The organism is Terribacillus saccharophilus (genome assembly GCF_000725365.1).
In the GTDB taxonomy this organism is placed as follows: Bacteria; Bacillota; Bacilli; order Bacillales; family Amphibacillaceae; genus Terribacillus; species Terribacillus saccharophilus.
The window spans coordinates 1,270,117-1,294,992 of record NZ_CP008876.1 but is presented as its reverse complement, the minus strand read 5'-3'; the positions used below and the strand labels follow the sequence as shown (position 1 = coordinate 1,294,992).

At 44.0% G+C, this 24,876-nt stretch carries 26 protein-coding genes; all 26 read right to left on the bottom strand.

Going from position 1 to position 24,876, the window contains the following annotated elements:
• Positions 1 to 20: 20 nt before the first annotated feature.
• The 26 genes from fliE to smc all read right to left on the bottom strand — a co-directional run bounded on the left by fliE (position 21) and on the right by smc (position 24,832).
• Positions 21 to 320: a flagellar hook-basal body complex protein FliE gene (gene fliE / locus GZ22_RS06555; RefSeq protein WP_038560176.1), complete on the bottom strand. Its 300-nt coding sequence runs from the start codon at positions 318 to 320 to the stop codon at positions 21 to 23.
• A 13-nt stretch (positions 321 to 333) separates the two neighbouring features.
• Positions 334 to 789 (bottom strand): flagellar basal body rod protein FlgC, encoded by a 456-nt coding sequence (gene flgC, locus GZ22_RS06550; protein WP_038560173.1) that lies wholly within the window; start codon positions 787 to 789, stop codon positions 334 to 336.
• A gap of 2 nt (positions 790 to 791) precedes the next feature.
• Positions 792 to 1,190 (bottom strand): flagellar basal body rod protein FlgB, encoded by a 399-nt coding sequence (flgB, locus tag GZ22_RS06545; RefSeq protein ID WP_038560170.1) that lies wholly within the window; start codon positions 1,188 to 1,190, stop codon positions 792 to 794.
• 413 nt (positions 1,191 to 1,603) lie between these two features.
• Positions 1,604 to 2,380 carry a GTP-sensing pleiotropic transcriptional regulator CodY gene (codY, locus tag GZ22_RS06540; RefSeq protein WP_038560167.1) on the bottom strand — a complete coding sequence of 259 codons (777 nt, stop codon included), beginning with the start codon at positions 2,378 to 2,380 and terminating at the stop codon, positions 1,604 to 1,606.
• A 17-nt stretch (positions 2,381 to 2,397) separates the two neighbouring features.
• Positions 2,398 to 3,786 carry an ATP-dependent protease ATPase subunit HslU gene (hslU, locus tag GZ22_RS06535; RefSeq protein WP_038560164.1) on the bottom strand — a complete coding sequence of 463 codons (1,389 nt, stop codon included), beginning with the start codon at positions 3,784 to 3,786 and terminating at the stop codon, positions 2,398 to 2,400.
• Between the two features lie 2 nt (positions 3,787 to 3,788).
• Entirely contained in the window at positions 3,789 to 4,337 is a 549-nt protein-coding gene (gene hslV / locus GZ22_RS06530; protein ID WP_038560161.1) for an ATP-dependent protease subunit HslV, read from the bottom strand.
• Positions 4,338 to 4,352: 15 nt separating this feature from the next.
• Complete coding sequence (gene xerC / locus GZ22_RS06525; RefSeq protein ID WP_038560158.1) at positions 4,353 to 5,261, bottom strand: tyrosine recombinase XerC; 909 nt, start codon at positions 5,259 to 5,261, stop codon at positions 4,353 to 4,355.
• Between the two features lie 532 nt (positions 5,262 to 5,793).
• Complete coding sequence (topA, locus tag GZ22_RS06520; RefSeq protein WP_038560155.1) at positions 5,794 to 7,872, bottom strand: type I DNA topoisomerase; 2,079 nt, start codon at positions 7,870 to 7,872, stop codon at positions 5,794 to 5,796.
• 153 nt (positions 7,873 to 8,025) lie between these two features.
• Positions 8,026 to 8,922: a DNA-processing protein DprA gene (gene dprA / locus GZ22_RS06515; protein ID WP_038560151.1), complete on the bottom strand. Its 897-nt coding sequence runs from the start codon at positions 8,920 to 8,922 to the stop codon at positions 8,026 to 8,028.
• Positions 8,923 to 8,984: 62 nt separating this feature from the next.
• The gene (gene sucD, locus GZ22_RS06510; protein WP_038560150.1) at positions 8,985 to 9,887 is read right to left on the bottom strand and encodes a succinate--CoA ligase subunit alpha; all 903 of its coding nucleotides are present in this window, start codon (positions 9,885 to 9,887) and stop codon (positions 8,985 to 8,987) included.
• 18 nt (positions 9,888 to 9,905) lie between these two features.
• On the bottom strand, positions 9,906 to 11,066 hold the full coding sequence (sucC, locus tag GZ22_RS06505; protein WP_038560147.1) for an ADP-forming succinate--CoA ligase subunit beta: 1,161 nt from the start codon (positions 11,064 to 11,066) through the stop codon (positions 9,906 to 9,908).
• Between the two features lie 200 nt (positions 11,067 to 11,266).
• Positions 11,267 to 11,542: an EscU/YscU/HrcU family type III secretion system export apparatus switch protein gene (locus GZ22_RS06500; RefSeq protein ID WP_038560145.1), complete on the bottom strand. Its 276-nt coding sequence runs from the start codon at positions 11,540 to 11,542 to the stop codon at positions 11,267 to 11,269.
• Complete coding sequence (locus GZ22_RS06495; protein ID WP_038560142.1) at positions 11,539 to 13,317, bottom strand: hypothetical protein; 1,779 nt, start codon at positions 13,315 to 13,317, stop codon at positions 11,539 to 11,541. The genes GZ22_RS06500 and GZ22_RS06495 overlap by 4 nt, the downstream gene beginning before the upstream one ends.
• Before the next feature lie 12 nt (positions 13,318 to 13,329).
• Complete coding sequence (locus GZ22_RS06490) at positions 13,330 to 14,106, bottom strand: ribonuclease HII (RefSeq protein ID WP_038560140.1); 777 nt, start codon at positions 14,104 to 14,106, stop codon at positions 13,330 to 13,332.
• Positions 14,107 to 14,187: 81 nt separating this feature from the next.
• Positions 14,188 to 15,039, bottom strand: coding sequence for a ribosome biogenesis GTPase YlqF (gene ylqF, locus GZ22_RS06485; RefSeq protein WP_038560138.1), 852 nt, complete (start codon positions 15,037 to 15,039; stop codon positions 14,188 to 14,190).
• Between the two features lie 15 nt (positions 15,040 to 15,054).
• Entirely contained in the window at positions 15,055 to 15,612 is a 558-nt protein-coding gene (gene lepB / locus GZ22_RS06480; RefSeq protein WP_038560136.1) for a signal peptidase I, read from the bottom strand.
• Positions 15,613 to 15,697: 85 nt separating this feature from the next.
• Positions 15,698 to 16,042 (bottom strand): 50S ribosomal protein L19, encoded by a 345-nt coding sequence (rplS, locus tag GZ22_RS06475; RefSeq protein WP_038560133.1) that lies wholly within the window; start codon positions 16,040 to 16,042, stop codon positions 15,698 to 15,700.
• A 130-nt stretch (positions 16,043 to 16,172) separates the two neighbouring features.
• Positions 16,173 to 16,901 (bottom strand): tRNA (guanosine(37)-N1)-methyltransferase TrmD, encoded by a 729-nt coding sequence (trmD, locus tag GZ22_RS06470; RefSeq protein ID WP_038560131.1) that lies wholly within the window; start codon positions 16,899 to 16,901, stop codon positions 16,173 to 16,175.
• A complete protein-coding gene (rimM, locus tag GZ22_RS06465; RefSeq protein ID WP_038560128.1) occupies positions 16,898 to 17,419 on the bottom strand; it encodes a ribosome maturation factor RimM in 522 nt (173 codons plus the stop codon). Before rimM ends, trmD begins: the two co-directional genes overlap by 4 nt.
• Positions 17,420 to 17,434: 15 nt before the next feature.
• Positions 17,435 to 17,818 (bottom strand): YlqD family protein, encoded by a 384-nt coding sequence (locus tag GZ22_RS06460; RefSeq protein ID WP_038560126.1) that lies wholly within the window; start codon positions 17,816 to 17,818, stop codon positions 17,435 to 17,437.
• A 70-nt stretch (positions 17,819 to 17,888) separates the two neighbouring features.
• Positions 17,889 to 18,104, bottom strand: coding sequence for a KH domain-containing protein (locus GZ22_RS06455; protein WP_322787256.1), 216 nt, complete (start codon positions 18,102 to 18,104; stop codon positions 17,889 to 17,891).
• Positions 18,105 to 18,130: 26 nt separating this feature from the next.
• Complete coding sequence (gene rpsP, locus GZ22_RS06450; protein ID WP_038560121.1) at positions 18,131 to 18,403, bottom strand: 30S ribosomal protein S16; 273 nt, start codon at positions 18,401 to 18,403, stop codon at positions 18,131 to 18,133.
• Between the two features lie 79 nt (positions 18,404 to 18,482).
• A complete protein-coding gene (gene ffh / locus GZ22_RS06445; protein WP_038560118.1) occupies positions 18,483 to 19,826 on the bottom strand; it encodes a signal recognition particle protein in 1,344 nt (447 codons plus the stop codon).
• A gap of 12 nt (positions 19,827 to 19,838) precedes the next feature.
• Positions 19,839 to 20,165: a putative DNA-binding protein gene (locus GZ22_RS06440; RefSeq protein WP_038560117.1), complete on the bottom strand. Its 327-nt coding sequence runs from the start codon at positions 20,163 to 20,165 to the stop codon at positions 19,839 to 19,841.
• A 74-nt stretch (positions 20,166 to 20,239) separates the two neighbouring features.
• The gene (gene ftsY, locus GZ22_RS06435) at positions 20,240 to 21,250 is read right to left on the bottom strand and encodes a signal recognition particle-docking protein FtsY (protein ID WP_038560113.1); all 1,011 of its coding nucleotides are present in this window, start codon (positions 21,248 to 21,250) and stop codon (positions 20,240 to 20,242) included.
• Positions 21,251 to 21,265: 15 nt separating this feature from the next.
• Complete coding sequence (smc, locus tag GZ22_RS06430; RefSeq protein ID WP_038560111.1) at positions 21,266 to 24,832, bottom strand: chromosome segregation protein SMC; 3,567 nt, start codon at positions 24,830 to 24,832, stop codon at positions 21,266 to 21,268.
• Positions 24,833 to 24,876: the final 44 nt, after the last annotated feature.

The following is a 24,876-nucleotide window of genomic DNA, read 5'->3' as shown; positions in this document are numbered from 1 at the left end:
GGATACGTTATATATCCTACTTACATAGACATGCGCATCATTTCTGTATAAGCATCGATTGCTTTCTTCTGTACTTGTACAGCTGCATCCAGTGCTACACTTGCTTTTTGAGACGCAATCATAACATCGTGCAGGTTATCAACCTTTCCTGCAGCTAGGTCTTGTGTCATCTTATCTGATTCCTGCTGTGTTTCATTCAAGCTTTCAATTGCGGATTTTAAACTTTCTGTGAAGCTTGATTGTGCCTGCCCTGGCGTTGTCTGCTTTATAGAAGTTAGGCCACTCGTTCCGGCCATCCCGCTGATTCCTTCAATTGCCATTTGTTACACCCCTTTATTTTCCTATTTCCAAGGCTTTTTGAAGCATTCCTTTTGTCGCATTCATTGCTGTAACGTTAGCTTCATAGGATCGCGTAGCACTCATTAAATCTGTCATTTCCTTCAGAGGATCGACATTTGGCATTGCTACATATCCTTCTTCGTTCGCATCAGGTGAAGTTGGGTTATAGACCATCTGAAATTCGGATTCATCCTCGGTAATTTCAGAAACTCTCACACCGTTGGAATTGGACGACCTGCCCTGCGCACGTTCTAAGAAAGATGAAAAATTGTTTGTCCCCTGTGTCTCTAAGGAAACCATTTTGCGTCTGTATGGCACATAGTTACCATTTTCATCAATAGTTGCTCTTGTCGTCTCTGCATTCGCAATATTGGAGGATACTACATCCATTCGCAAACGCTGTGCTGTTAGCGCACTGGCGCTAGTGTTTAAGGAAGAAAAAATTGTCAAACTTAATTACCTCCTGTAATTACTTTGGAAAGGCTGTTGAATTTCCCGCTCATCCGGTCGACAAGCGCCTGATAATATAGTTGATTATCCGCTAATTCAGACATTTCCTTATCAATATCTACGTTGTTTTCACTATTGGTGTAAGAGGTATTTTCTTGCTTGGTTACTTGGAATTCCGACGCTGCCTCTGAGCTGCCAAATACCAGATGCTTTGAATTCGTACGCTTGGCAGTAAATCCTGCATTCATCGTCTCCTGCAATGTATCTTTAAATGAAACTGTTTCTGTTTTATACCCAGGTGTATCTGCATTAGCTATATTATTAGCAATGGTCTGATTTTTGAGATTGGCATAATCCAGTGATCGATCCAACGCTTGAATCGTTTTGCCATATAGGTCCATCGTAGTCCCTCCCAGAGTGCTATGCCTAACGTCGAAATAGCTCTAATGTACACGATAATTGTATTGAAACGAGGAAGATGTGTCTATATATTCTATGATAATTTTCTTATATATGTAAAAATGGTCTAAGCATACTAATCCTTTGTACCTATACATTAACCAACCACTTACAGAAATCAAGGTAATATTAGTATTAACTTTTTATACATCGTGATTAAAGCCTAATAAATCACAATTGTTATTAGATTAACTTCCCTTTAATTGTGTAATTACTAAACACATTTTCCTACTCAAATTAGACATTATTTGTAAGGGCTTTCTATTTTGTAAGTATTTACATGTTAAACGTAGTATAAGAGTCTCAAATATAAACCAAAAAAAAGAAGCAGGCTATTTGGCCTGCTTCTTCTGGTTTAGCTTGTGTGTTTTTGTAATTCAACTAGGAATTTGTTATTAAGAACTTTGATGTAAGTACCTTTCATCCCTAGGGAACGGGACTCGATAACTCCTGCGCTTTCAAGCTTACGCAATGCGTTGACGATAACGGAACGTGTAATACCTACACGATCTGCTACTTTACTAGCTACTAGTAAACCTTCGCTGCCGTCCAATTCCTCAAAGATGTGCTCGATTGCTTCCAATTCACTATAAGAAAGGGAGCTGATAGCCATTTGCACAACAGCTTTGCTGCGCGCTTCCGTTTCAATTTCTGCTGTTTTCTGATGTAGAATTTCCATTCCGACAACCGTCGCGCCATATTCAGCTAGCAGCAAATCATCATCACTGAAGTTTTCTGCAAGACGGCTGAGAATCAATGTACCAAGGCGTTCACCACCACCAATAATCGGTACAATTGTAGTTAAACCACCCTGGAAAAGATCTTTGTTCTCGACAGGGAATGCTGTGTAAGGGCTGTCGATACCAATGTTTGCAGTTGTTTGCTGAACTTGGAAAAGACCTTCTGTGTATTCTTTTGGAAATTGCTTTTCTTCAAGCATTTGCTTCATTCTGTCATTCTCGATTGCCTGGTTAATCGAAACACCGAGCAATTTACCACGGCGGCTTACGATAAAGATGTTACTCTCAATAACCTGTTGCAATGTGTCTGACATATTGTTGAAGTTGACAGCCTTTCCTGCTGTCTTTTGCAGCATAAAGTTTATATCTCTTGCTTTATCTAATAATTTCATGATTTCCTCCTGTAATGTTATAAAATATATTGACTGAGATCTTTATTTTTTGCGATTGATGCTAGTTTGTCGTCTACGTAGCTAGGGGTAATTTGAATTGTCCCCATGTTGATATCAGCTGCTTCAAAACTCAAGTCCTCCAGCAGCTTCTCCAAAATGGTATGAAGACGACGAGCACCGATATTATCTGTTTCCTGATTCACTTCAAAAGCCACTTCCGCTAGTCTGGTAACAGCTTCGTCCGTAAACTCAACATTTATACCTTCTGTCTCTAATAAAGCCTTATATTGCTTCAGCAATGCGTTGGAGGGCTCGACAAGGATCTTCTTGAAATCGTCGACAGATAGCTTCTCCAATTCAACACGGATTGGAAAACGTCCCTGCAGCTCCGGTATTAGATCAGAAGGCTTTGCCATATGAAAGGCTCCTGCTGCTACGAACAAAATATGATCTGTTTTAACAGGGCCGTATTTTGTTGTAACAGTAGAACCTTCTACGATTGGAAGTATATCTCGCTGGACACCTTCTCGGGATACGTTGGCACCTTGCTCACCTTTGGCAGCAACTTTATCTATCTCATCGATGAAGATAATCCCTGCTTGTTCCACCAGTTGTACCGCTTCCTGCGATACTTCGTCCATATCAATCAGCTTTTGGGCTTCCTGCTGAACAAGAAGCGGTCGCGCTTCAGATACTGGCAAACGGCGCTTTTTCTTTTTCTTCGGCATGAATTGCCCCAAAGCATCCTGCATATTCATACCCATCTGCTCCATACCGGATCCTTGAAGCATATCGTACATTGAGGATTGCTGCTCCTCAATTTCAATTGTAACCATTGTGTCTTCCAACTCGCCCATTTCGAGCATACGCTCTGTCCGAGCTCGTTTGGATTCAATTTCATCAGAAGGTTTTTCTTCTTGCTCTTCAGTCTGCTGCTGGTTAAAGAGCATCTCGAATGGATTTTTGAAGTTATTTGCCTGCTTTTTCGTCTCAGGAACAAGTAGCTTGACGAGTCGTTTCTTCGCCTGTTCCCCCGCTTTATCCTGAACAGCTTCCATCTTGTTTTCCCGTACAAGCCGTACGGAAGCTTCAGCCAAATCCCTTACCATCGATTCTACATCACGGCCGACATAGCCGACTTCAGTGAATTTCGTTGCTTCCACTTTAATGAATGGTGCCCCAACGAGTTTCGCCAGCCTTCTAGCAATTTCCGTTTTACCAACACCAGTCGGTCCAATCATCAGAATGTTTTTTGGCGTTATCTCATCGCGTAATTCACTATCAAGCTGCATGCGGCGATAACGGTTCCTTAATGCCACCGCTACTGACCTCTTGGCATTTTGCTGACCGATGATATAACGATCCAGCTGCGCTACGATTTGTTTAGGGGTTAAGTTAGCCTCCATCATTACGCCTCCAATGTCTCCAACGTGATTTGGTCATTCGTGAATACACAAATCTCTCCAGCAATTTCAAGAGCGGCCTGAGCGATTTCAGCTGCCGACTTCTCTTCGGAATATCTTTTCAGTGCTCGTCCTGCGCTTAAGGCAAAATTGCCGCCTGAGCCGATAGCCAAAATATCATCATCCGGTTCAATGACTTCCCCAGTTCCTGAAACAAGAAACATTTGCTCTTTGTTCATAACGATTAGCATCGCTTCCAGCTTACGAAGCACTTGGTCACTGCGCCATTCCTTCGCTAATTCCACTGCAGCTCTGGCAAGGTTGCCGTTATATGCTTCAAGCTTCCCCTCGAATTTTTCAAAAAGCGTAAACGCGTCAGCTACCGAACCAGCGAAGCCCGCCAGCACCTGACCTTTGAATATTCTTCTAACTTTTTTTGCTTTATGCTTCATGACAACTTGGTTGCCGAGTGTCACCTGTCCATCACCAGACATTGCGCACTCACCTTTATGACGTACGGCGAAAATAGTGGTGGCATGAAATTCAGAACTCATGGCTATCCATCTCCTTTATTCCCGATTCGCTCTCGGATGGGTATTCATATATATCGTACGCAGCCGATCTTTCGTCACATGCGTATAAATCTGTGTAGAGGACAGATGCTCATGACCAAGCAGTTCCTGCACAGCACGCAAATCAGCACCTTCATTCAGCATGTGCGTGGCAAATGTGTGGCGCAGCTTGTGCGGATGCAGGTGCATATGTACAGCGGACTGCTCAACCAGTTTATTCAGGATGAGACGAATCCCCCGTTCCGTAATCGGTTTTCCTCTGCTGTTTAAGAACAGTTTATCGGTATCTTCCTTCGCCTTTTCTAAAAGACGATTGCGTCCATCCTGTATATATCTCTGCGTTGCTTTTTCCATGAAACTGCCGAACGGAACATACCTCTCCTTACGGCCCTTTCCACGTACAAGGACGGTGCCAATAGCAAAGTCTATATCACCTAAGGTAATACCAGCACACTCGCTGACACGCATACCAGTACCGTACAGACACTCAAGAATAGCTTGATCCCGCTGTCCCAGCGGAGTTTCCAAATCAGAAGCCTCGAAAAGTTTCTCAAGCTCTTGTTCGTAAAGGAAGCTGGGTACATAGGAAGGTGCCTTTGGCTGAACAAGCCGTAAAAATGGGTTTGCCTTGACAATATCTTCCCGCTCCAGGTACTTGTAAAAAGAACGCAGACTGGATATCTTCCGTGATACCGTCCGTCTAGACAACTTCTTCTCATATAATCGTGTAAGAAATACGCGTACTACTCCGGGATCTACTTGCTCAAACAAAATAGATTCCGAATGAAGGAATTCAAGGAAAAAATTCACATCATTCAGATAATAGTAAACCGTATGTGGGGAAGCATGCTTCTCCACTTGCAAATAAGATTTGAACTCTTGAACGAACTGTTCTGCATTTTTCAATTTAATCGCCTCACTTCAAGCGTATAAAGCTTATCATAACTTCAAGCAGAGAAGCAAACGTTAGAAATTAAATTGTAGAAAAATTCTGAATTGAAGTCAATGTGCAATCAGCTTAAGCTTGATTTCAATTTTGCTTAAGTTTTAATCGGCTTTTCCAATTCATTAAACAAACCGAATTTAGCGTTCATTAACGGGAAATTCTTGCTGTTCGCATGCGTTATATAATGTGCAATACTTTCGATTACAGTTTTTCTGGCAACTTCACTTTATCAAGCGTGATTTTAAGCAAACTCTGTACATATTGATGCTGTTCTTTTCAATGATCGGAGCAGCTGCATCAAAGAAATGGCGAATCATTTGTCATACAGTCTTACCCCTCTAGTGTGTCAAGCAAAATTCCTTTCCAATCCGTTATTATAGACCTCGTATAATACTGTGTCAAATTATTTCCGGTTCCTGCTCTTGTTTTCACAAAGTCTTAACAATTCAAACAAAAAGACTCTGGCTATCATTAAGCCGGAGTCTTCTCGTACTACTGCTGAACTTCTTCTTTATAATCACAGCTGGAACAGGTAATCTGTGTTCCTTTTTTCGCTTTCTTTTCGACAAGCATGGATGTACATTTCGGACATGGTCTTGAAATAGGTTTATCCCAGCTTAGGAAATCACAGTCCGGATAGCGATCACAGCCATAGAACACTCGGTTTTTCTTCGACTTACGTTCGACTACTTCGCCTTCTTTACATTTCGGGCAAGTAACACCGATTTTTTTCAAAATCGGCTTCGTATTGCGGCAATCCGGGAAATTGGAGCAAGCCAGGAACTTTCCGTAGCGTCCCATCTTGTATACCATCTCATGCCCACATTCCTCACAGTCGATACCGGCCGGTTCATCCCTTATCTCTATTTTTTCCATTTCCTGTTCTGCTTTTTCCAACCGTGTATCGAAGCCTTTGTAAAACTCATCGATGATCGTTACCCATTGAGTCTTGCCATCCTCGATATGGTCAAGATCTTCCTCCATCTTCACCGTGAACTCCAAATCGATGATCTCCGGGAAAAATTCCTTCAGGATATCAATAACAATTTCTCCGAGTTCTGTCGGTACGAAACGCTTGTTGTCAAGCGTCACATAGCCGCGGCGCTGAATCGTATCCAGTGTTGGTGCAAATGTAGATGGGCGACCGATTCCCTGCTCTTCCATCGTACGTACAAGCCGAGCTTCCGTATAGCGTGGTGGCGGCTGTGTGTAGTGCTGATTCGGCGTGATCTGGTCCGCCTTCACTGTCATGCCTTCTTCCAGATTCGGAAGTAACCTGTCCTTTTCACTCGTATTATCATCATTACCTTCTACATAAACCTTCATAAATCCTTTGAATTTAACCTTGGATCCTGTAGCTCTAAACTCTACACCTTCATTTACAAGGTGGACTGTCATCGTATCCAGGACAGCCTGTGCCATCTGACTCGCAATGAAACGCTCCCAGATAAGTTTGTACAGTCTAAACTGATCACGTGACAGGATTGCTTTCACGCTGTCAGGATGCCGGAAAGCAGATGTTGGGCGGATACCTTCATGGGCATCCTGTGCACCTTCAGTTTGTTTCGTTTTGGTTCCTGAACCAAGAAACTCATCGCCATACGTCTCTTTGATGTAAGTGGCTGATTCTTCTTTGGCTGTGTTGGAAATACGAGTAGAGTCGGTACGCATATAAGTGATTAGACCTGTGATACCGCCTTCTTTTTTACCTAAATCGATTCCTTCATAAAGCTGCTGTGCCACCATCATTGTTTTACGTGCTCGGAAATTAAGTTTGCGCGCTGCTTCCTGCTGCAGCGAAGACGTTGTGAATGGAGCAGCTGGGTTACGTTTTCGTTCCCTTTTGTTCACTTTATCAACTTGGAAATCTTCCCCGCTTAATTTACCTAGGATCTCATTGACTTCTTCTTCAGACGCGAGACCAACCTTTTTACCATCTATTCCATAAAATGATCCTTCAAAATTGTCTTTGCCGGATTGGAAAGCTGCATCAATTGACCAGTACTCTTCTGGAATGAATTCCTTGATCTCGTTTTCACGGTCCATAATCATCTTAACGGCCACAGATTGAACACGTCCAGCACTCAAGCCTTTTTTCACTTTCTTCCATAGCAGTGGACTGATATTATAACCGACAAGTCGGTCCAAGATACGACGAGCTTGTTGGGCATCAACTAAATCCATATCGATACTGCGCGGATGCTTAAACGATTCCTTGATCGCATCCTTTGTGATTTCATTGAAGACTACGCGGCACTCAGAAGTTTCATCGATATTCAAGCTATGAGCTAAATGCCAGGCGATTGCTTCCCCCTCACGATCGGGATCGGCTGCGAGATATACTTTTTTTACTTTTTTCGCTGCACTTTTCAGTTCTTTAAGCACAGGCCCTTTTCCGCGGATGGTGATGTAGCGAGGTTCAAAATCTTCCTCTACATTGATACCCATTTGACTTTTTGGCAAGTCCCGGATATGTCCCATACTTGCTTTTACTTTATATTTTTTACCTAGATAACGTTCAATTGTTTTCGCTTTAGCTGGAGATTCCACGATTACAAGATAATCTGCCATATTGTTTCCTCCCAAGAGGTTTTCTTTTTCTGTTTTGTTTTTATATATATATTGTCCGATAAATCTTCCCTATTATTAAATACTTATATTCCGTTTGTCAAACATAACTTGCTATTTTTTGTAATAGAGCATACATAAATAAGCGAGTTTCTACTATATAATGTGTAACCATTTCGACTTATTACGTTCCCATTCGTCAATCAGTTGACCCGGTTCAAAGATGATTCCAGCTCCCTCAGATATCATCTGATGACAGCCTGCTGTTCGGTCCTCAAGAGGGTCTCCAGGTATAGCGAATACATCTCTCCCCTGTTCCAATGCATGCATGACGGTATGCATCGTACCGCTATGCTTTTTTGCTTCAACGACAAGTGTACAAATACCAAGTCCGCTGATAATCCGGTTTCTCTCTGGAAAATGATGCTGCTGTGGATTTTGATCGGGATAATACTCGCTGAGAACTAGCTGCGTGACTGCTAATTTATCAAATAATGCCTGATTCGAACGAGGATATATATGACGTAAGCCGCCTCCCAATACGGCAATTGTACTGCCATTGCTGCGAATGGCTGCGTGATGTGCCATGCTGTCGATTCCTTTTGCCATGCCGCTGACAATTGTCCATCCGGCAGCCACTAATGGCTCTAAAAAATAAGCTACTTTGGCAGCAGCAGCTTTGGTCGGCTGACGCGTGCCAACCACGCTGATTGCAGGCAGCCTATCAAGGAGCTCGATTTTACCTGCGGCATAAAGTACAAGCGGAGGATCAGGTATGTGCCTTAGAGCAGCTGGATACGCTTCATCAAAGCAAGTTAAAGTGGAAAAGGTCTGCATGTCCTTCTCCAAGGAGGTAAGATGTGTTTCGTCCTGCAGTTCGCGGAACAATGTAAGTGCAAAAGATTCGGGGAGCTGATAATAACTCATCAGTTCATGGAAGGATGAATGTAGAAGGTTGTCTAATTGAGGATCAAGTGTGAGGATGCGCTGTATGACCTTACGCCGTCCCCGCAGCACTCGGTGCAGCAACAATAATCTTTTACGTTTCTCCAATTTACCACTCCTGTCTCTGAAAAAGATAAGAAAGCGGGCCGAATAATCGGCCCACTTTCATCTTAATGCGTTTGACAGATTTCGTACAGTCCCTTTTCTTTGAGCACTTCAATCAAAGTTTCTCCCATAACCGCTGGCGTATCCGCTACTTTTACACCGCAAGCTTCCAAGACCTTGATTTTTTCGTCAGCTGTGCCTTTTCCACCAGAAATGATGGCACCAGCATGGCCCATACGTTTACCTGGAGGTGCTGTTGCACCGCCGATAAAGCCGACAACAGGTTTGTTCATGTTTTGACGGATCCATTCGGCAGCTTCTTCTTCGGCTGTACCACCAATTTCTCCGATCATGATAACCGCTTTCGTCTCTCTGTCTTCATTGAATGCTTTCAAAACATCGATGAAATCCGTTCCGTTAACTGGGTCCCCACCGATACCAACCGCAGTGGATTGGCCAATGCCAGCTTGTGTAAGCTGATGCACTGCTTCATACGTCAATGTACCAGATCTTGATACAACGCCGATATGTCCTTTTTTGTGGATATATCCAGGCATGATACCAATTTTGCATTCTTCCGGTGTAATGACACCAGGACAGTTCGGACCGATCAATCTTGTCTTCTTGCCTTCCATTGCTCGTTTCACACGAACCATGTCCATTACTGGAATATGCTCTGTAATACAGATAACCAAATCAAGCTCTGCGTCCACAGCTTCCAAAATCGCATCAGCCGCAAAAGCTGCCGGAACATAGATTACTGAAGCAGTAGCGCCAGTTTCGTGTACTGCCTCTTTCACAGTATTATAAACAGGTACACCTTCTACTTCGGTACCGCCTTTTTTCGGCGTAACACCGGCAACAATCCGGGTACCGTATTCAATCATCTGCTTTGTATGGAAAAGCGCCGTAGATCCGGTAATACCTTGTACGAGTACTCTTGTTTCCTTATTAATAAAAACACTCATGAATTTGTACCTCCCCCGTTAGTTTACAAGTGCGACGATTTTCTCTGCTGCATCTGCCATGGACGCTGCCGATGTGATGTTCAGTCCGGACTCCTCAAGCAGCTTCTTGCCCTGCTCCACGTTCGTTCCTTCCAAACGTACGACAAGCGGAATATCCAATCCGACCTGACGGGATGCACCGATTACACCTTCAGCAATAACGTCACATTTCATAATGCCTCCGAAGATATTGACTAAGATACCTTTAACATTTTGATCAGCCAGAATGATTTTGAAGGCCTCGGTCACTTTTTCAGTCGTAGCACCGCCCCCAACATCGAGGAAGTTAGCGGGATCTCCGCCGTAATGTTTGATAATATCCATCGTTGCCATTGCGAGACCTGCACCATTTACCATGCAGCCGATATTTCCATCAAGGGAAATATAGCTCAAATCATGCTTAGAGGCTTCGATTTCTTTTTCATCTTCTTCATCCAAGTCGCGAAGCGCGACGATATCTTTATGTCTGTATAGTGCGTTTTCGTCAAAGTTAAGTTTGGCATCAAGTGCCAATACTTGGCCATCACCAGTCGTAACAAGCGGATTAATCTCAGCAATGGAGCAATCCTTCTCTACGAAAGCCTGATATAAGCTCATCATGAAACCGACAGCTTTGTTCAGCGATTCCGGCGGAATATTAATAGCAAATGCCAATCTTCTAGCTTGATAGCCAGTCAAACCGACAACAGGGTCGATCGCTTCACGGAAGATTTTCTCCGGTGTCTCTGCTGCAACTTCCTCAATCTCTGTACCGCCTTCTTCAGACGCCATCATTACGATTCGGGATGTGCTGCGATCAAGAACAAGACCGATATAATATTCTTTCTGGATATCACAGCCCTCTTCGATTAGAAGCCGTTTCACTTCTTTTCCTTCTGGACCTGTCTGATGCGTTACAAGCGTCTTGCCTAAGATTTCCTCCGCGTATGTACGAACTTCATCCAAGCTTTTCGCTACTTTCACACCGCCTGCTTTTCCGCGTCCGCCGGCGTGGATTTGCGCTTTGACAACGCATACATTTGTGCCCAGGCTTTCAGCCGCTTCCACAGCTTCCTCGACACTGAATGCCACTCTACCAGCAGGAACAGACACACCAAATTCACGCAAAACCTCTTTGCCTTGATACTCATGAATATTCATTCTGTACCCTCCCCGTCAGATTCCGTGCAAGACCATTGTAAACGATTTCTTCTGCAAAAGTCTACCAAAAACTATGGAAAAGACAGAATCTACATAAAACTTATAAGGGCGAATAAAGAAGAGGGTGCCCTTTCGCTGAAAATTTATGAAAATGCTTTCATAAGAGAATTTATGGAATAAGCGTCCCCACTAACGGACGCTTATTTCCCTGCCTGTTTGTCTGCTTGGTAAATGAATGCAAAGACCTCGGCAACTGCCTCATAGAGATCTGCCGGAATCATCTCATTTACGTTTAACTCCGTCAATAGACCTACCAGAGCAGGATCTTGCTGCACCGGTACACCATTATCCCGAGCACGTTTTATAATAGCCTCAGCAGTCAGGCCCTTCCCACTTGCTGTAAGAACCGGTGCCTGCTTTTTGGCAGCGTCATATTTCAAGGCCGCTGCTTGCCGAACATATTTTTTCTCTGTCATATGCGATAGTCGACACCTTTCTGTTCTGCATGTACAGCATTCAGATTTGTATCAAAATGGCTTGCTTCTTTTGCATTTTTGCTCACTGTATATTTTACAGAAGAAAGATGATATCCGCTTGTATCAAGTGCTGCTTTCAATTTATGCTGAAGCGGACGCATGACTTGTTCTACTTTGCCTTCTGCTGTATAAATATGCAGACTGACAGCCTTTTTCTGCACGTACATATCCACTACCATGTCATCGAGAAAAGGTAAATGCAAATAAAACAAAATACGGCAATGCTCAGAAGATAACTGTCCATCAGCTTCTTTTCTGCCCTCCATCTCCATCAGAATATCTTTATCGAATCCAAACGGAGCTCCGGGAAGCTGAAGCTGAATGTAAGCCATTTGTTTATCATCCTGAACCTGAAGCAGCTGGCTTCCGGTAATTTGCTGAAGAAGCTGAGACGAAAGCTCTGCTCTTTCATTACCTTGTGCTGCGTGCTGCAGGAGCAATCCTTTCAAAGGCAGATCTGTAGCATCTGCATCGTTTAAGTCATGTTCATATGTAAACCCTGTCTGCTTGAAAATATCTTGCATGAGATTTTTAAAAAAATCCCCATCTTTGCTTTGCTCATTTGTTTGCGTCACTTGGAGAAGCTGTAGTAATTCTGTACTCTTCGCTAACAGCTGTTGGTTATCTGCATTCCCTTTTGTCAGCTGACTGAATATGTCTTGAGCCATTGGTGCCGACTGGAAGGGTTCCAAAGCTGTGCGCAAACTGCTGACTATTTCATTGGGCAGCGCCCGATCAGGAAACATACTAAGAAGCTGCCGGACAGTCGTCAGTGTAGTCTTGAGACTCTCTTGGGCAGCCAGAGATTGCTTGCCTACATGCTGCATCTCGGACATGAAACTATCAAGAGCTTGAGAAAACGGTAGTATACCTGCTGACCTGTTCGACAAACTACCAGATTCCTGCATTAATTGCTGCGGACCAGTTTTGCTTTCATCCAATTGCTTATCATATGCCAGCCATTCTCCTTGCCAATCAGCAAATGTTGGCACAGCAGCAGGTAAGGATGTGCGGATAGCTTGATACATATCTTGTTTCCCTGTTTTTGCCTCTTGGATGATTTGCTGTACAAGCTGTTGTTCATGTACTGCTGGTCCAGCAGGTGCTAATTTTCCAAGCAGCTGCTGAAGTGGCATTGCTTTATCACTTTCGACAGCTATAGTATTGCTGAACTCACGAAGGGAAGCTGTCATATCTTGTGTCTGTCGAGCTGTGATAGCTTGAAGGACATTTTCCGTTAAAGGCAGCTGTCGCTGAAGCATAAGCTGCAGTGCTTCTTTCTTTACTTCCATGGGCTGTAATTCTTTCTGCTGCAAAAGATTTAATGCTTGTTTCAGCTGAGGCATCGTAAATATAGTCTGTTGTTTCATCAAGCCCTCAACGAAGCTTGTATTCGTTTTATTCGGTTTCATACCAGCAAGCTCAATTAACTGAGCAGCATCAGCTTGCTTTCCAGCTGCCTGGGGCAGAACCTGCAACAAAGGACGCTCTCCGCCTTCTTTCACTTCAAACCAATAGGTGCCGCCGGTTGTCAGTGATGCCTGTAATTCTGCTATAACTTGCTTGGCACCGATTTGCAGCAATGCTTTATTATCAGGAAAAAACTTAGTAATCTTCCCGGTTACGACCTCCCCAGGCCGAAAGTTTCTTTCCTGTTGTGGCTGCTGAGCTTGTTTAATACCCTGGGAGCTTTGGATACTTAGGTGATGCATCATGTCACTTCCTTCTTAAACGCGGGAAAGATCCTTTATAGGAGCAAAGCTTAGTCGATGTAATGGGGTTATACCTTGCTTACGCAATGCTTCCAGATGCTGCTTAGTCCCATAGCCCATATGATCTTTGAAGCCATAACCCGGATAAGTTGTATCCGCCTCTTTCATCATCCGATCTCTTGTCACTTTCGCAATGATACTTGCCGCTGCAATCGAGACACTGCGCTGATCTCCCTTAATCAAGGTTTCATGAGTACAGGTCAATTCTGTAAGAGGCATAGCATCCACCAGTACATGATCAGGCGGACATTCTAACTCATCGACAGCTTCAAGCATTGCTTGTTTGGCAGCTTGATAGATATTTATCTCGTCAATTCTTTGGCTGCTTACGATACCAACTCCATAAGCAATACAAGTATCGATAATTTGCTCATATAAAGCTTCCCTTTTCCCCTCGCTCAACTGTTTCGAATCATTCAAGCCTGCTATGTAAGCGTCTCTCGGTAAGATTACTGCAGCTGCAACAACCGGACCCGCGAGCGGACCTCTGCCTGCTTCATCTATACCTGCGATATACTGCTTTCCATTTGCGTAATAGGCGTTTTCAAAGCTGCACATATGATCGTATTGTTCGCGAAGCTTCTGTTCTTTCACTTGTTTCCTTCTATGTGCGTCTATAAGTTTCTGAACACCTGTACGATGATCCTCTTGCCAGGATGAAAGCATTTCTTCCGAATATGTTCCTTCTTGTAAATGGGTTCGTATCTGCTGGATCGTCAATACATCTTTCATAAATAATCTTCCTTTTCTCTATTTATCGGTTATGTAAGCAAAAAATAAAGACATACATAAAGAAATATGTATGTCCGTTTATTACACTTCTGGTTTCTCAAATGTCACGTTCGTAATCCGCTTGCTGCGAAGATCCCGAATAATGATCTCGTACGTTTTTTCATAATTGACTGCACCGCCAGCTTCAAGTGCACCTCTGAACCGCCCGATATGGGTGAACATTTCGACTGTGTCCATGGAAATATCCTCTATCGCATATCTTTCCGCCACTTGCTTCGGATAATGCTCTTTTAGATAGTTTAAGATAAAAGTTGCTACTTCCTCCATCGGCAAAATCTGATCTTTGATTGTACCAATAGCAGCAAGCACTAAACCAACCTGCGGATCTTCGAATTTCGGCCAAAGAATCCCTGGTGTATCCAGCAACTCGAAATCCTTCTTCACTTTGATCCACTGCTGCTGTGTTGTAACACCTGGACGATCGCCTGTTTTGGCAATTTTTTTACTTGCAAGTCGATTGATAAGTGTCGATTTTCCAACATTCGGTATACCGATGATCATCGCACGACCAGGAGGCGGATTCTGCACGCCTCTACGCTTCCATTTCTCACGTTTTGCGGCATGCATATCGTGTGCGCGTTGAACAACACGCTGAATGTCGTTTTTTTCGTCAGCATTGACTGAAAGAGCCGGCGTACCTTGTTCCTCATAATACCGGATCCAAGCATCTGTTACCGATTTATCAGCCAAGTCTTTCTTCATGAGTACAACCATTTTTGGTTTATCGCCGAGAACTTTACGAAGCATCGGATTCTGTGATGCTTCTGGCGCCCTTGCATCCACCAGCTCAATGACAAAGTCTACGAGCTTTAGTTTTTCTTCTACTTCTCTTCTAGCTTTGGCCATATGGCCGGGAAACCATTGAATCGTCACGAGAATATGTTCCTCCTATTTTGTCAGACCGATGCGATCCAGCGGCCAGAACGTAAGCTGTACTTTACCGACAATTTGATCTTCCGGTATTAAGCCGATGTATCTGCTATCGGTTGAATTTCTGCGATTATCCCCGAGTACGAGCACATAGCCCTCTGGAATCTCTTCGTAATTGCCCGGCAGATCTTCAAGAGTGAAATCATTCGTTAGATTACCGCCATCTGCAAGCGCCGCTTTCTCACTATCCAGATAAGGCTCATCCACGATTTCACCATTTATATATAATGTATCATCGATCATCTCGACATGATCTCCCGGCACACCAATCACCCGTTTAATGTAATCCTTCGATTCAGTAGCGTGAAAGACTATAATATCCTTCTGTTCAGGCTCACCGAACCGGTAGCTTATCTTATTCACGATCATAAAATCATTATCATGCAAGGTTGGCTGCATGGAAGGTCCGTCAACTACAATCGGAGCAAACAGGAACATCCGAACGACCACCGCAATGATGACAGCGATGATTAAAGCCTTCAGCCAATCTAGCCATTCATTTTTCTGTTTGGCCATCTATAAGCCTCCAATTGTCTACTAGATCTATTTGGTCTATATAGCAAAAAAAGAGCTTGACGAAGCAAGCTCTCTTTTCTGGTACTTAGCGGATTTCTTTGATACGAGCAGCTTTTCCGCGAAGTTTACGTAGGTAATAAAGTTTCGCACGACGTACTTTACCACGACGGCTAACTTCGATTTTTTCTAAACGTGGGCTGTGTACTGGGAAAGTACGTTCTACACCAACGCCTGAAGAAATCTTACGTACTGTGAAAGTTTCTGAAATTCCACCGTTTTGACGTTTAATAACGACACCTTCGAATAACTGGATACGCTCACGTGTTCCCTCTACTACTTTAACGTGAACTTTAACCGTATCTCCGGGACGGAATTCAGGATGATCAGCGCGAAGCTGTTCTTTTGTAATGTCATGAATTAATTCCTGCATTCTGTTCAACTCCTTCTCACCAATGCTCATTCTCGCAAAAATACGACAGCGGAACATTGTAATATGGCGCTTACCGTTGTAAGCACAGCATTTAATATACCATACTTAGCCTATGAATTCAAAGCATTATTCAATCTTTTTGCCACTTTTTCACTTGATCACGCTCTTTGTCAGAAAGCTCTGCATCCGAAAGAAGATCAGGCCTTCTTGTAGCTGTGCGGTAAAGCGATTGTTCCCGGCGCCATGCTTCTATTTTGCCATGATCACCAGAGGTAAGGACTTCCGGCACCTGCATGCCTCTGAAGTCGGCAGGACGTGTATAATGAGGATGTTCCAGCAGTCCCGTTGAGAAAGAATCTTCAGGCGCAGAAGAAGCATTCCCCAATACATCAGGCAAAAGACGGACAACGCTGTCCATAACCGCCATCGCACCGATTTCTCCACCGGTCAGCACATAGTCCCCGATAGAGATCTCATCTGTCACAAGGTTTTCACGGATACGTTCATCGTATCCTTCGTAATGACCGCAGATGAAAATCAGATGCTCCTCTTTTGCCAATTCTTCCGCTTTCTTCTGGTTATACGGCTCACCCTGCGGACACATAAGAATAACACGAGGCTTAGCGGACCCCTCAGTCACATGTTCTATCGCATCGAAAATAGGCTGCGGCGCCAATACCATACCTGCTCCGCCTCCATATGGATAGTCATCTACTTTCTTATGTTTGTTCGTCGTGAATTCCCGGAAATTCACCAGATTAGGCTGAAAAGCTCCAAGTTCTTGGGCTCTTTTTAGAATCGAATGATTTAGCACACCTTCAAACATTTCCGGAAATAGTGTTAGAATGTCAATTTTCATAGATCAAGCAATCCTTCCATCGGTTCAATGACGATGCGTTTGCTTTCAATATCGATCTGTTTAACGACTTGTTCAATATAAGGCACTAGCAGATCCTTCTGCTTCGTACGTTGTACAACCCAAACATCGTTTGCCCCAGGGGATAGGATCTCTTTCACCTTGCCGAGCTCTTCTCCTTCAACTGTCTCAACTGTACAGCCGATAATCTCGTGGTAGTAGAACTCATCCTCTTCTAAATCGCTAAGCTGATCTTCACGAACTTTCAGGATACCACCCTTCAATTCTTCCACTTGATTAATCGTTGTATACCCTTGGAAAGTGAGCAAATCAAAAGTCTTATGTTTTCGGTGTGTGTTTACAATCAGTTTTTGGGGCTTACTGTTTTCGTCCTGGAACCAATACAATTCTTCTCCTGGCTCAAAGCGTTCATCGAAATCCGTGATTCGTACGACCCGGACTTCTCCAGCTATTCCATGTGTATTGACGACTTTTCCTACATTGTACATTTTTATATCCATAGTTTATCACCTTCATTATTCTATCCGGATGACGATGCCATCTTGGATGACGATTTTTTTCGATGTAAGCCCGTCCCATTTCATGCCTACTTCAACTTCAACAAGAGCTTCAACCTCTTGAATCATGATCTCACTGCCAATCGGCAGCATGTCCAGCTGCGTAAGCTGGAATGCGATCGTAGCCGCTTTTTCCTCTCGTTTCCGAATCTCTGCCTGGAAACGCTTGTGCACATCCTGTTTGGATACACCTTGTTTCTTTTCGAGTTTTCGTTTTTCGAACAACAGCTGTTGACACTCTTGGTCAAGTTGACGCGCTGTCTTTTGAAGACGTTCTCTGAGTGCTGTCTTGCTGGATTCAGTAATCACTTCATCGACGCGCAAGCTTCGGATAATCTTCATCGGACACCTGGCTTTCTGCTGGAAAAGCTTTTTTTACATTGTAAAAAAGGGAAAGGTTTCCCTCTCCCTTTTACAATATGTCCAGATAAATGCGTTTTTCGTGATCGGCGGATGCAGCACGCAGCACTGTGCGAAAGGCACGAGCATTACTGCCGTGCTTGCCGATCACTTTGCCAATATCAGATTCATGCACCTGAAGCTGATAGATGACCTTATGCTGTTCTTCCCTTTGATGCACGACGATCTGCTCAGGAAAATCAACAAGCGGAGCAACCATCGCTTCAATGAGTGCTTTCAGAATCGATCAGCCCTTTACTTCTGGTTTTTTGAGTCGTGGAACTTTTGCATGATTCCTTCGTTAGAGAAAAGGTTACGAACTGTGTCGCTTGGCTTAGCGCCTTTAGCCATCCAGTCGATTGCTTTCACTTCATCCATTTTAACCTCAGCTGGGTTAACTGTTGGGTTATATGTTCCGATTTGCTCGATAATACGTCCGTCACGAGGAGAACGAGAATCAGCAACTACGACACGATAGAAAGGGTTTCTTTTAGAACCCATACGTTTTAGACGAATTTTAACTGCCATGTTGTTGCACCTCCAAAATAATGTTTCTCACAAGATATGATTGTATCAGATTAAATAATCACTGTAAAGGGTTTTTACATTACATAAAAGGAAATTTCATTCCGCGTCCTTTTTTACCCTTTTGCATGTTCGTCATTTGCTTCATCATCTTCTTCATATCTTCGAATTGTTTCAGCAGACGATTGACCTCGGAAACACTGCGGCCAGAGCCTTTTGCGATCCGTTTCTTGCGGCTGGCATTGATTAAAGACGGCTCCTGCCGTTCTTTGCGTGTCATCGATTGGATAATCGCCTCGACGTACACAAGCTGTTTCTCATCCAGCTGAACATTCTTCATATTCTTCATCTTACCTGCACCAGGAAGCATGTCGAGAAGGTCACCAAGCGGTCCCATTTTCTTCACCTGGCTCATTTGCTCGAGGAAATCATCAAATGTGAAGCTCATACTGCGCATTTTTTCTTCCAAATCGCGTGCTTGCTTCTCATCGACATTTTCTTGTGCTTTCTCGATCAGTGAAAGCACATCTCCCATGCCAAGGATACGGGAAGCCATTCGTTCCGGATGGAAGGCTTCTAGCTGGTCTGTGCGCTCTCCCATACCGACGAATTTAATAGGTTTACCGGTTACAGCGCGGATGGATAGTGCTGCCCCGCCTCGTGTATCACCGTCAAGTTTCGTTAATACAACACCGGAAATATCGAGCTGGCTATCGAAGCTCTCCGCTACATTTACGGCGTCTTGACCTGTCATTGCATCTACCACAAGGAAGATTTCAGCAGGTTTGACGTTCGTTTTAATTTGTGTCAGCTCATCCATCAGCTTCTCATCTACATGCAGACGACCAGCCGTATCAATAATGACATAATCATGATGCTCTTCTTTTGCTTTCTTGATTGCCTCATTAGCAATATCAACTGGATTTGCTTCTGTCCCCATTGAAAATACCGGCAGGCTAAGCTGCTTGCCAAGTGTCTCTAGCTGATCGATAGCAGCCGGTCGATATACGTCAGCTGCTACGAGCAACGGGTTGCGGTTATGCTTTTTGCGCAAAAGGTTTGCTAGCTTACCAGTTGTTGTTGTCTTACCCGCACCTTGCAAACCAACCATCATGATAACAGTTGGCGGTCTGTCTGCGACAGCAATTTTGCTCTGCTCGCCGCCCATAAGCTGTGTCAGTTCTTCCTGAACAACCTTGATAACCTGTTGACCAGGTGTAAGGCTCTCCATTACTTCTTGACCAATAGCCCGCTCTTTGATTTTGTTGATCAGCTGTTTCACTACTTTGAAGTTAACGTCTGCTTCCAAAAGCGCCAGTCGTACTTCACGTGTCATTTCTTTTACATCTTGTTCTGTAACTTTACCGCGCCCGCGAATTTTTTGTATCGTACTCTGCAGTCGGTCGGCTAATCCTTCAAATGCCATGGAATCGACCTCCTAATCTAATTCTTTTATCTTTTGGATCAAGTCTTTTGCACCGGACTGGCTGCTGGAATCCATTATTTCTTCCAGCTCATCCAGCAGAGCGCTCCTCTCCTTGAAGCGATCATAAAGATGCAGCTTTTTCTCGTAGCTTTCTATCATTGCTTCAGTACGCCGGATATTATCATAGACTGCCTGACGAGAAACTTCAAATGTTTCTGCAATTTCCCCGAGTGACAAATCTTCCAGATAGTACATTTCCATGTAACTGCGCTGCTTAGGTGTAAGCAGTGCCTGATAAAAATCGAACAAATAGTTCATTCGAGTTGTTTTCTCTAACATGATCCGCACCCCTTGTTAAGTGAAATGCCTTTACAAAATTGTAGCCAACCTAGTGCGCAACTGTCAAGAAACTGCTATTCCGCCTGTTCCTCATCCTGCATCAGATCAGCAAATAAACCATATACAAAGGCATTTGGATCAAATTCCTGCAAATCCTCCATTTGTTCGCCAAGACCGACAAACTTGACCGGGATTTTCATCTCGTTCCGAATCGCCAAAACAATACCACCTTTAGCTGTTCCATCCAGCTTGGATAAAACGATACCAGAGACATTGGCTGTTTCTTGGAATGTCTTCGCCTGTGCAAGAGCATTCTGCCCTGTTGTTGCATCCAATACGAGCAGTACTTCATGCGGCGCTCCAGGTACTTCACGTTCGATAACACGATGTACTTTGTTCAGTTCGTTCATCAGATTCACTTTATTTTGCAAACGACCGGCAGTATCGCAAAGAAGAACATCGGCACCGCGGGCCTGTGCTGCTTTGATACCATCATAGATAACAGCTGCTGGATCACTGCCAGCATTGTGGCGAATTACCTCAACACCAGTCCGCTCTCCCCATACTTGCAGCTGTTCGATCGCTCCAGCCCGGAAAGTGTCTCCTGCAGCCATGACTACTTTCTTACCTTCTTGCTTCAGCTTATACGCCAGCTTACCGATACTAGTTGTCTTGCCGACACCGTTGACGCCGACAAACAAGTATATTGTAAGTCCGTCGTCATTCATTTTTAGCTTCTGAGGCTGTTCATCTTCATCACCTTGATATATTTCAACCAGTTTCTCTGAGATAACATCCTTAAGCTGAATAGTATCCTTGATGTTCTGACGTTTTGCTTCCATGCGGAGCTCATCCACCAGATCCATTACTGTATTAACTCCTACATCGGAAGCGATTAGTACTTCTTCCAATTCCTCAAAGAAGTCCTCATCAACTTTCCGATAACGTGCCATCAGATTATTCATCCGATCAGAGAAGGAAGTACGAGTCTTTTTTAGACCTTCTTTGTACTTTTCAGGTGTTTTCTGGTCTGTTTCGTTGTTTGTATTAGAGAATTTGTTTTTCAGTTTTTGAAAAAAGCTCATTTTGTTCTTCCTTTCTTATACCTTCACTAGTGTAGGCGCGTCTTCCAGACGGACAGAAACCAATCTGGAAACACCGGATTCCTGCATCGTGACGCCATAAAGAACGTCTGCTTCCTCCATTGTACCTTTTCTGTGTGTTATGGCAATGAACTGCGTCTTTTCGCTGAATTGCTTCATGTATTGAGCAAAGCGGCTGACGTTTGCATCATCCAGGGCCGCTTCCACTTCGTCCAGGATACAGAATGGTACAGGCCTTACACGTAAAATGGCAAACAGCAAGGCAATTGCTGTTAAAGCACGTTCTCCGCCCGATAGCAAACCTAGATTCTGCAGTTTCTTACCTGGTGGCTGTGCGATAATATCGACTCCAGTTTCCAGCAGATTATCAGAATCGGTCAACTTCAGCTCAGCGTGCCCTCCGCCAAATAGCGAGCGGAATACTTCCGTGAATTCTGTTTTAATTTTATTGAACACATCTTCGAACAGACGCTTCATTTCTTCATCCATTTCGTCAATAACGGCTAGCAAAGTTGATTTTGCCTGATAAAGGTCGTCCTTTTGTTCAGTAAGGAAGCTATATCTTTCATTAATCCGGTCAAATTCCTCTATTGCACCTACATTGACGCTGCCTAGTTCCGAAATAGCACGCTTAATCAGCTTCACTTCAGTTCGGGCAGTTTCGATATCTTCTGCTCTTCCAAACGTCGCCAATGCTTTTTCAAAGGTCAGGGAGTAGCTTTGCTGTAAATTCATCAGACGGTTTTCCAACTCAACATCCAAACGGTTCGAGCGGACTTCCTGATCTTGTACTTGCTGCACCAGATTCTGATGAAGACGATTTGCCTCTTTAACTGACAGCTCCTCTTGCTGCACCCAGTCATAGCGCTCCTGCCGTTCTGCTTTACGTTCCTCAATCAGTGTAGTTGTCTGCTGCTTATGCTGCTGCTTCACTGTGATCAGCTCAGCAATCTCTTCCTCTGTCTGACCTTTCTCACCAACTTCAGCCATTTGCTGAAGCACTCGCTGCTGTTCTTCATACTTCTGCTGTGTCAGCTCTAGCTGCTCGGTAAACTCACTGAGTCGCTGCTGCTGATTCTCAAGCTTAGCAAGGCTTTCTGCAGAGCGTATCTGAAGGGTTTGCTGTTCTTCTCGTTTAATTTCCTTTGTCTGCTGCCATGCTTGGTGGGTTTCAGTCAGTTCACTGATCTCCCGCTGTATATCCTGGAGCTGCTGGTCTAAACTCGCAAGCTCAGCCTGCAGCTGCTCAATGCGTTTTTCCACTTCTTCTCGTTCTGTGTCATACTGCGCATTATCCTGGTCATACATGGTGAGATTATCATTGGCATGCATAAAGCGAATGCTCGTTTCAGTAAATGCTGCCTGAAGCTCCTGTTCCGACTCCTGCAGCTGCTTCAAGCTGTGTCGGGTTTCCTCTGCTGAAGTTTCCAATTGCTGAAGTTCTTCTTTCAGCTGCGCAACTTTACGCTCGAATACTTCAGTCCGTGCCTGGAAATCGGATAGTTTCTCCGTGACTTCCTGCATTTCCTTTTCTCTTGTAAACAAAGATTGACTGTTGCGTTTTTGTGCTCCGCCAGTCATAGATCCTCCAGGGTTTACAACATCACCTGTCAGCGTAACGACGCGGTACCGTCTGCCAAGAGCAGCAGCAATCGCATTGGCATGCTGAAGGTCTTCTGCGATGACCACATTACCTAACAAGAAATCAACTGCCCGCTTGTACTGGGGATCAACCTGGATGAGATCTGCCGCGATACCGATGAATCCTTCCCGATTGGAAGCATTCCCTAACACATTCGCAGGAATCTGTTTAGGCTGAATCGATGATAGCGGTAAGAATGTTGCACGGCCATTATGTGTCTGTTTCAGCCAATTGATTGCCTGACGGGCACTTGCTTCCGTATCGACCACGATATGCTGGGCTTGACCTCCAAGAGCGGTTTCCATCGCAGTAACATACGCAGTTGGTACATCAATCAACTCGATGACAGCACCTTCAATTCCCTCGAGCTTTTGATCCTGACGAGCTTTAAGGACTGCTTTTACCCCTTGGAAGAATCCTTGGAACTCTTCTTTCATCTCCTGCAGCATTTCCTGCTTGGAACGAAGCTTCTCAATATGCTGGTACCCAGTGTACAGCTTGCTCTGTGCTTCCTGATACTGCTCCCGTTTTTGCGCCGCCTCCATCCGAAGTGAATCTGCTTTTTCCTCAGCTTGTTCACGGGCTTCGGTTGCACCTTTGAGACGCTCAGACAATTGCTCTCTTTTCTCACTGATTTCATCACGATTTGAAACGACGTCTTTGTATTTTGTACGCTGACGTTCTTTCTTCGCATCAATACCTGTGAGCTGCTGTTTGAGTGAGTTAGTCTCATTCCGCTTTGCAGCTTGTTCATTAAGCAAATCGATATAATCGCTTTTCTTTTCTTCGATTTGTTCACTCAAATCTTCCTGCGTACGAGATAGCTGTTTGTCCAAAGACCGTAAATCTGATTTGATGGCTTTGTTCTCTGTATCCAACGCATCCAAAGCTGCTTGCTCCAGGTCCAGCTGTTTTAACTGCTGCTCTAATGTGATTCCAAGCTGTTCAGTATCTTTCTCCAGTTTTTCTTTGTTTTCTGCAAGATGTTTGGAGCGCTCATTCAACAGCTGTTTCTTGCCTTCCAAATTCTCAAGCTCTTGTGTGACAATTAGCAAGGATGCTTGCAGTTCGTCAATAGAAGCATCCAACGCATGCAATTCTGTTTTCTCTGCCTCAAGAAGCTGTTCTTTTTCTCCAATTGTCTGCTTTTGGACTTCTAGCTCGCGTTTATTCACTTCAAGCTCCTGGAGGACCGCTTGCCACTCTTTATGTAATTGCTCGATCTCCGCAACTAGCAATCCGATTTCGACATCTTTCAGCTGTGCTTTCTTCTCCAGAAAATCCTTTGCGATAGCAGCTTGTTCTCGCAGTGGTTCAAGCTGTCCTTCAATTTCATACGTAATATCTTCTACTCGATTCAGATTCTCCTGCGTTTCTGCTAATTTATATTCTGCCTTCTTCTTTCGCTGCTTGTATTTGAGTACACCTGCAGCTTCTTCGAAGATAGACCGTCTTTCTTCCGGTTTAGAGCTTAGGATTTCCTCTACCTTTCCTTGACTAATAATAGAAAAGGCTTCTCTCCCTAATCCAGAATCCATGAACAAGTCGATGATATCTTTCAGACGGCAGCTTTGGTTATTAATCAAAAATTGGCTTTCTCCAGAACGGAATACCCGTCTGGTCACACTCACTTCCTGATACTCCAGCGGTAACGTCTGATCGGCATTGTCCAATACAAGTGTCACTTCCGCTACATTAAGCGCTTTTCTCGTATCGCTGCCCTGGAAGATGATATCTTCCATCTTGGATCCTCGCAGACTTTTTGCCGACTGCTCGCCTAATACCCAGCGGATGGCATCGGTTATATTACTTTTCCCGCTTCCATTCGGACCTACCACTGCCGTTACACCTGGTACAAAGTCAAGTGTCACTTTTTCGGCAAATGATTTGAATCCGACGGTTTCTAATCGTTTCAGGAACATACTCATTCTCCTATATTGAAAGCTTATCGCTTATTTCTGCATTG

Bases quoted from the DNA above. Each gene is read 5' to 3' on its own strand.
- fliE (WP_038560176.1), bottom strand. From the start codon at position 320: ATGGCAATTGAAGGAATCAGCGGGATGGCCGGAACGAGTGGCCTAACT.
- flgB (WP_038560170.1), bottom strand. From the start codon at position 1,190: ATGGACCTATATGGCAAAACGATTCAAGCGTTGGATCGATCACTGGAT.
- codY (WP_038560167.1), bottom strand. From the start codon at position 2,380: ATGAAATTATTAGATAAAGCAAGAGATATAAACTTTATGCTGCAAAAG.
- hslU (WP_038560164.1), bottom strand. From the start codon at position 3,786: ATGGAGGCTAACTTAACCCCTAAACAAATCGTAGCGCAGCTGGATCGT.
- hslV (WP_038560161.1), bottom strand. From the start codon at position 4,337: ATGAGTTCTGAATTTCATGCCACCACTATTTTCGCCGTACGTCATAAA.
- topA (WP_038560155.1), bottom strand. From the start codon at position 7,872: ATGGCAGATTATCTTGTAATCGTGGAATCTCCAGCTAAAGCGAAAACA.
- sucD (WP_038560150.1), bottom strand. From the start codon at position 9,887: ATGAGTGTTTTTATTAATAAGGAAACAAGAGTACTCGTACAAGGTATT.
- sucC (WP_038560147.1), bottom strand. From the start codon at position 11,066: ATGAATATTCATGAGTATCAAGGCAAAGAGGTTTTGCGTGAATTTGGT.
- GZ22_RS06500 (WP_038560145.1), bottom strand. From the start codon at position 11,542: ATGACAGAGAAAAAATATGTTCGGCAAGCAGCGGCCTTGAAATATGAC.
- GZ22_RS06495 (WP_038560142.1), bottom strand. From the start codon at position 13,317: ATGATGCATCACCTAAGTATCCAAAGCTCCCAGGGTATTAAACAAGCT.
- GZ22_RS06490 (WP_038560140.1), bottom strand. From the start codon at position 14,106: ATGAAAGATGTATTGACGATCCAGCAGATACGAACCCATTTACAAGAA.
- lepB (WP_038560136.1), bottom strand. From the start codon at position 15,612: ATGGCCAAACAGAAAAATGAATGGCTAGATTGGCTGAAGGCTTTAATC.
- rplS (WP_038560133.1), bottom strand. From the start codon at position 16,042: ATGCAGGAATTAATTCATGACATTACAAAAGAACAGCTTCGCGCTGAT.
- trmD (WP_038560131.1), bottom strand. From the start codon at position 16,901: ATGAAAATTGACATTCTAACACTATTTCCGGAAATGTTTGAAGGTGTG.
- rimM (WP_038560128.1), bottom strand. From the start codon at position 17,419: ATGGATATAAAAATGTACAATGTAGGAAAAGTCGTCAATACACATGGA.
- GZ22_RS06460 (WP_038560126.1), bottom strand. From the start codon at position 17,818: ATGAAGATTATCCGAAGCTTGCGCGTCGATGAAGTGATTACTGAATCC.
- rpsP (WP_038560121.1), bottom strand. From the start codon at position 18,403: ATGGCAGTTAAAATTCGTCTAAAACGTATGGGTTCTAAAAGAAACCCT.
- ffh (WP_038560118.1), bottom strand. From the start codon at position 19,826: ATGGCATTTGAAGGATTAGCCGACCGACTGCAGAGTACGATACAAAAA.
- GZ22_RS06440 (WP_038560117.1), bottom strand. From the start codon at position 20,165: ATGTTAGAGAAAACAACTCGAATGAACTATTTGTTCGATTTTTATCAG.
- ftsY (WP_038560113.1), bottom strand. From the start codon at position 21,250: ATGAGCTTTTTTCAAAAACTGAAAAACAAATTCTCTAATACAAACAAC.
- smc (WP_038560111.1), bottom strand. From the start codon at position 24,832: ATGTTCCTGAAACGATTAGAAACCGTCGGATTCAAATCATTTGCCGAA.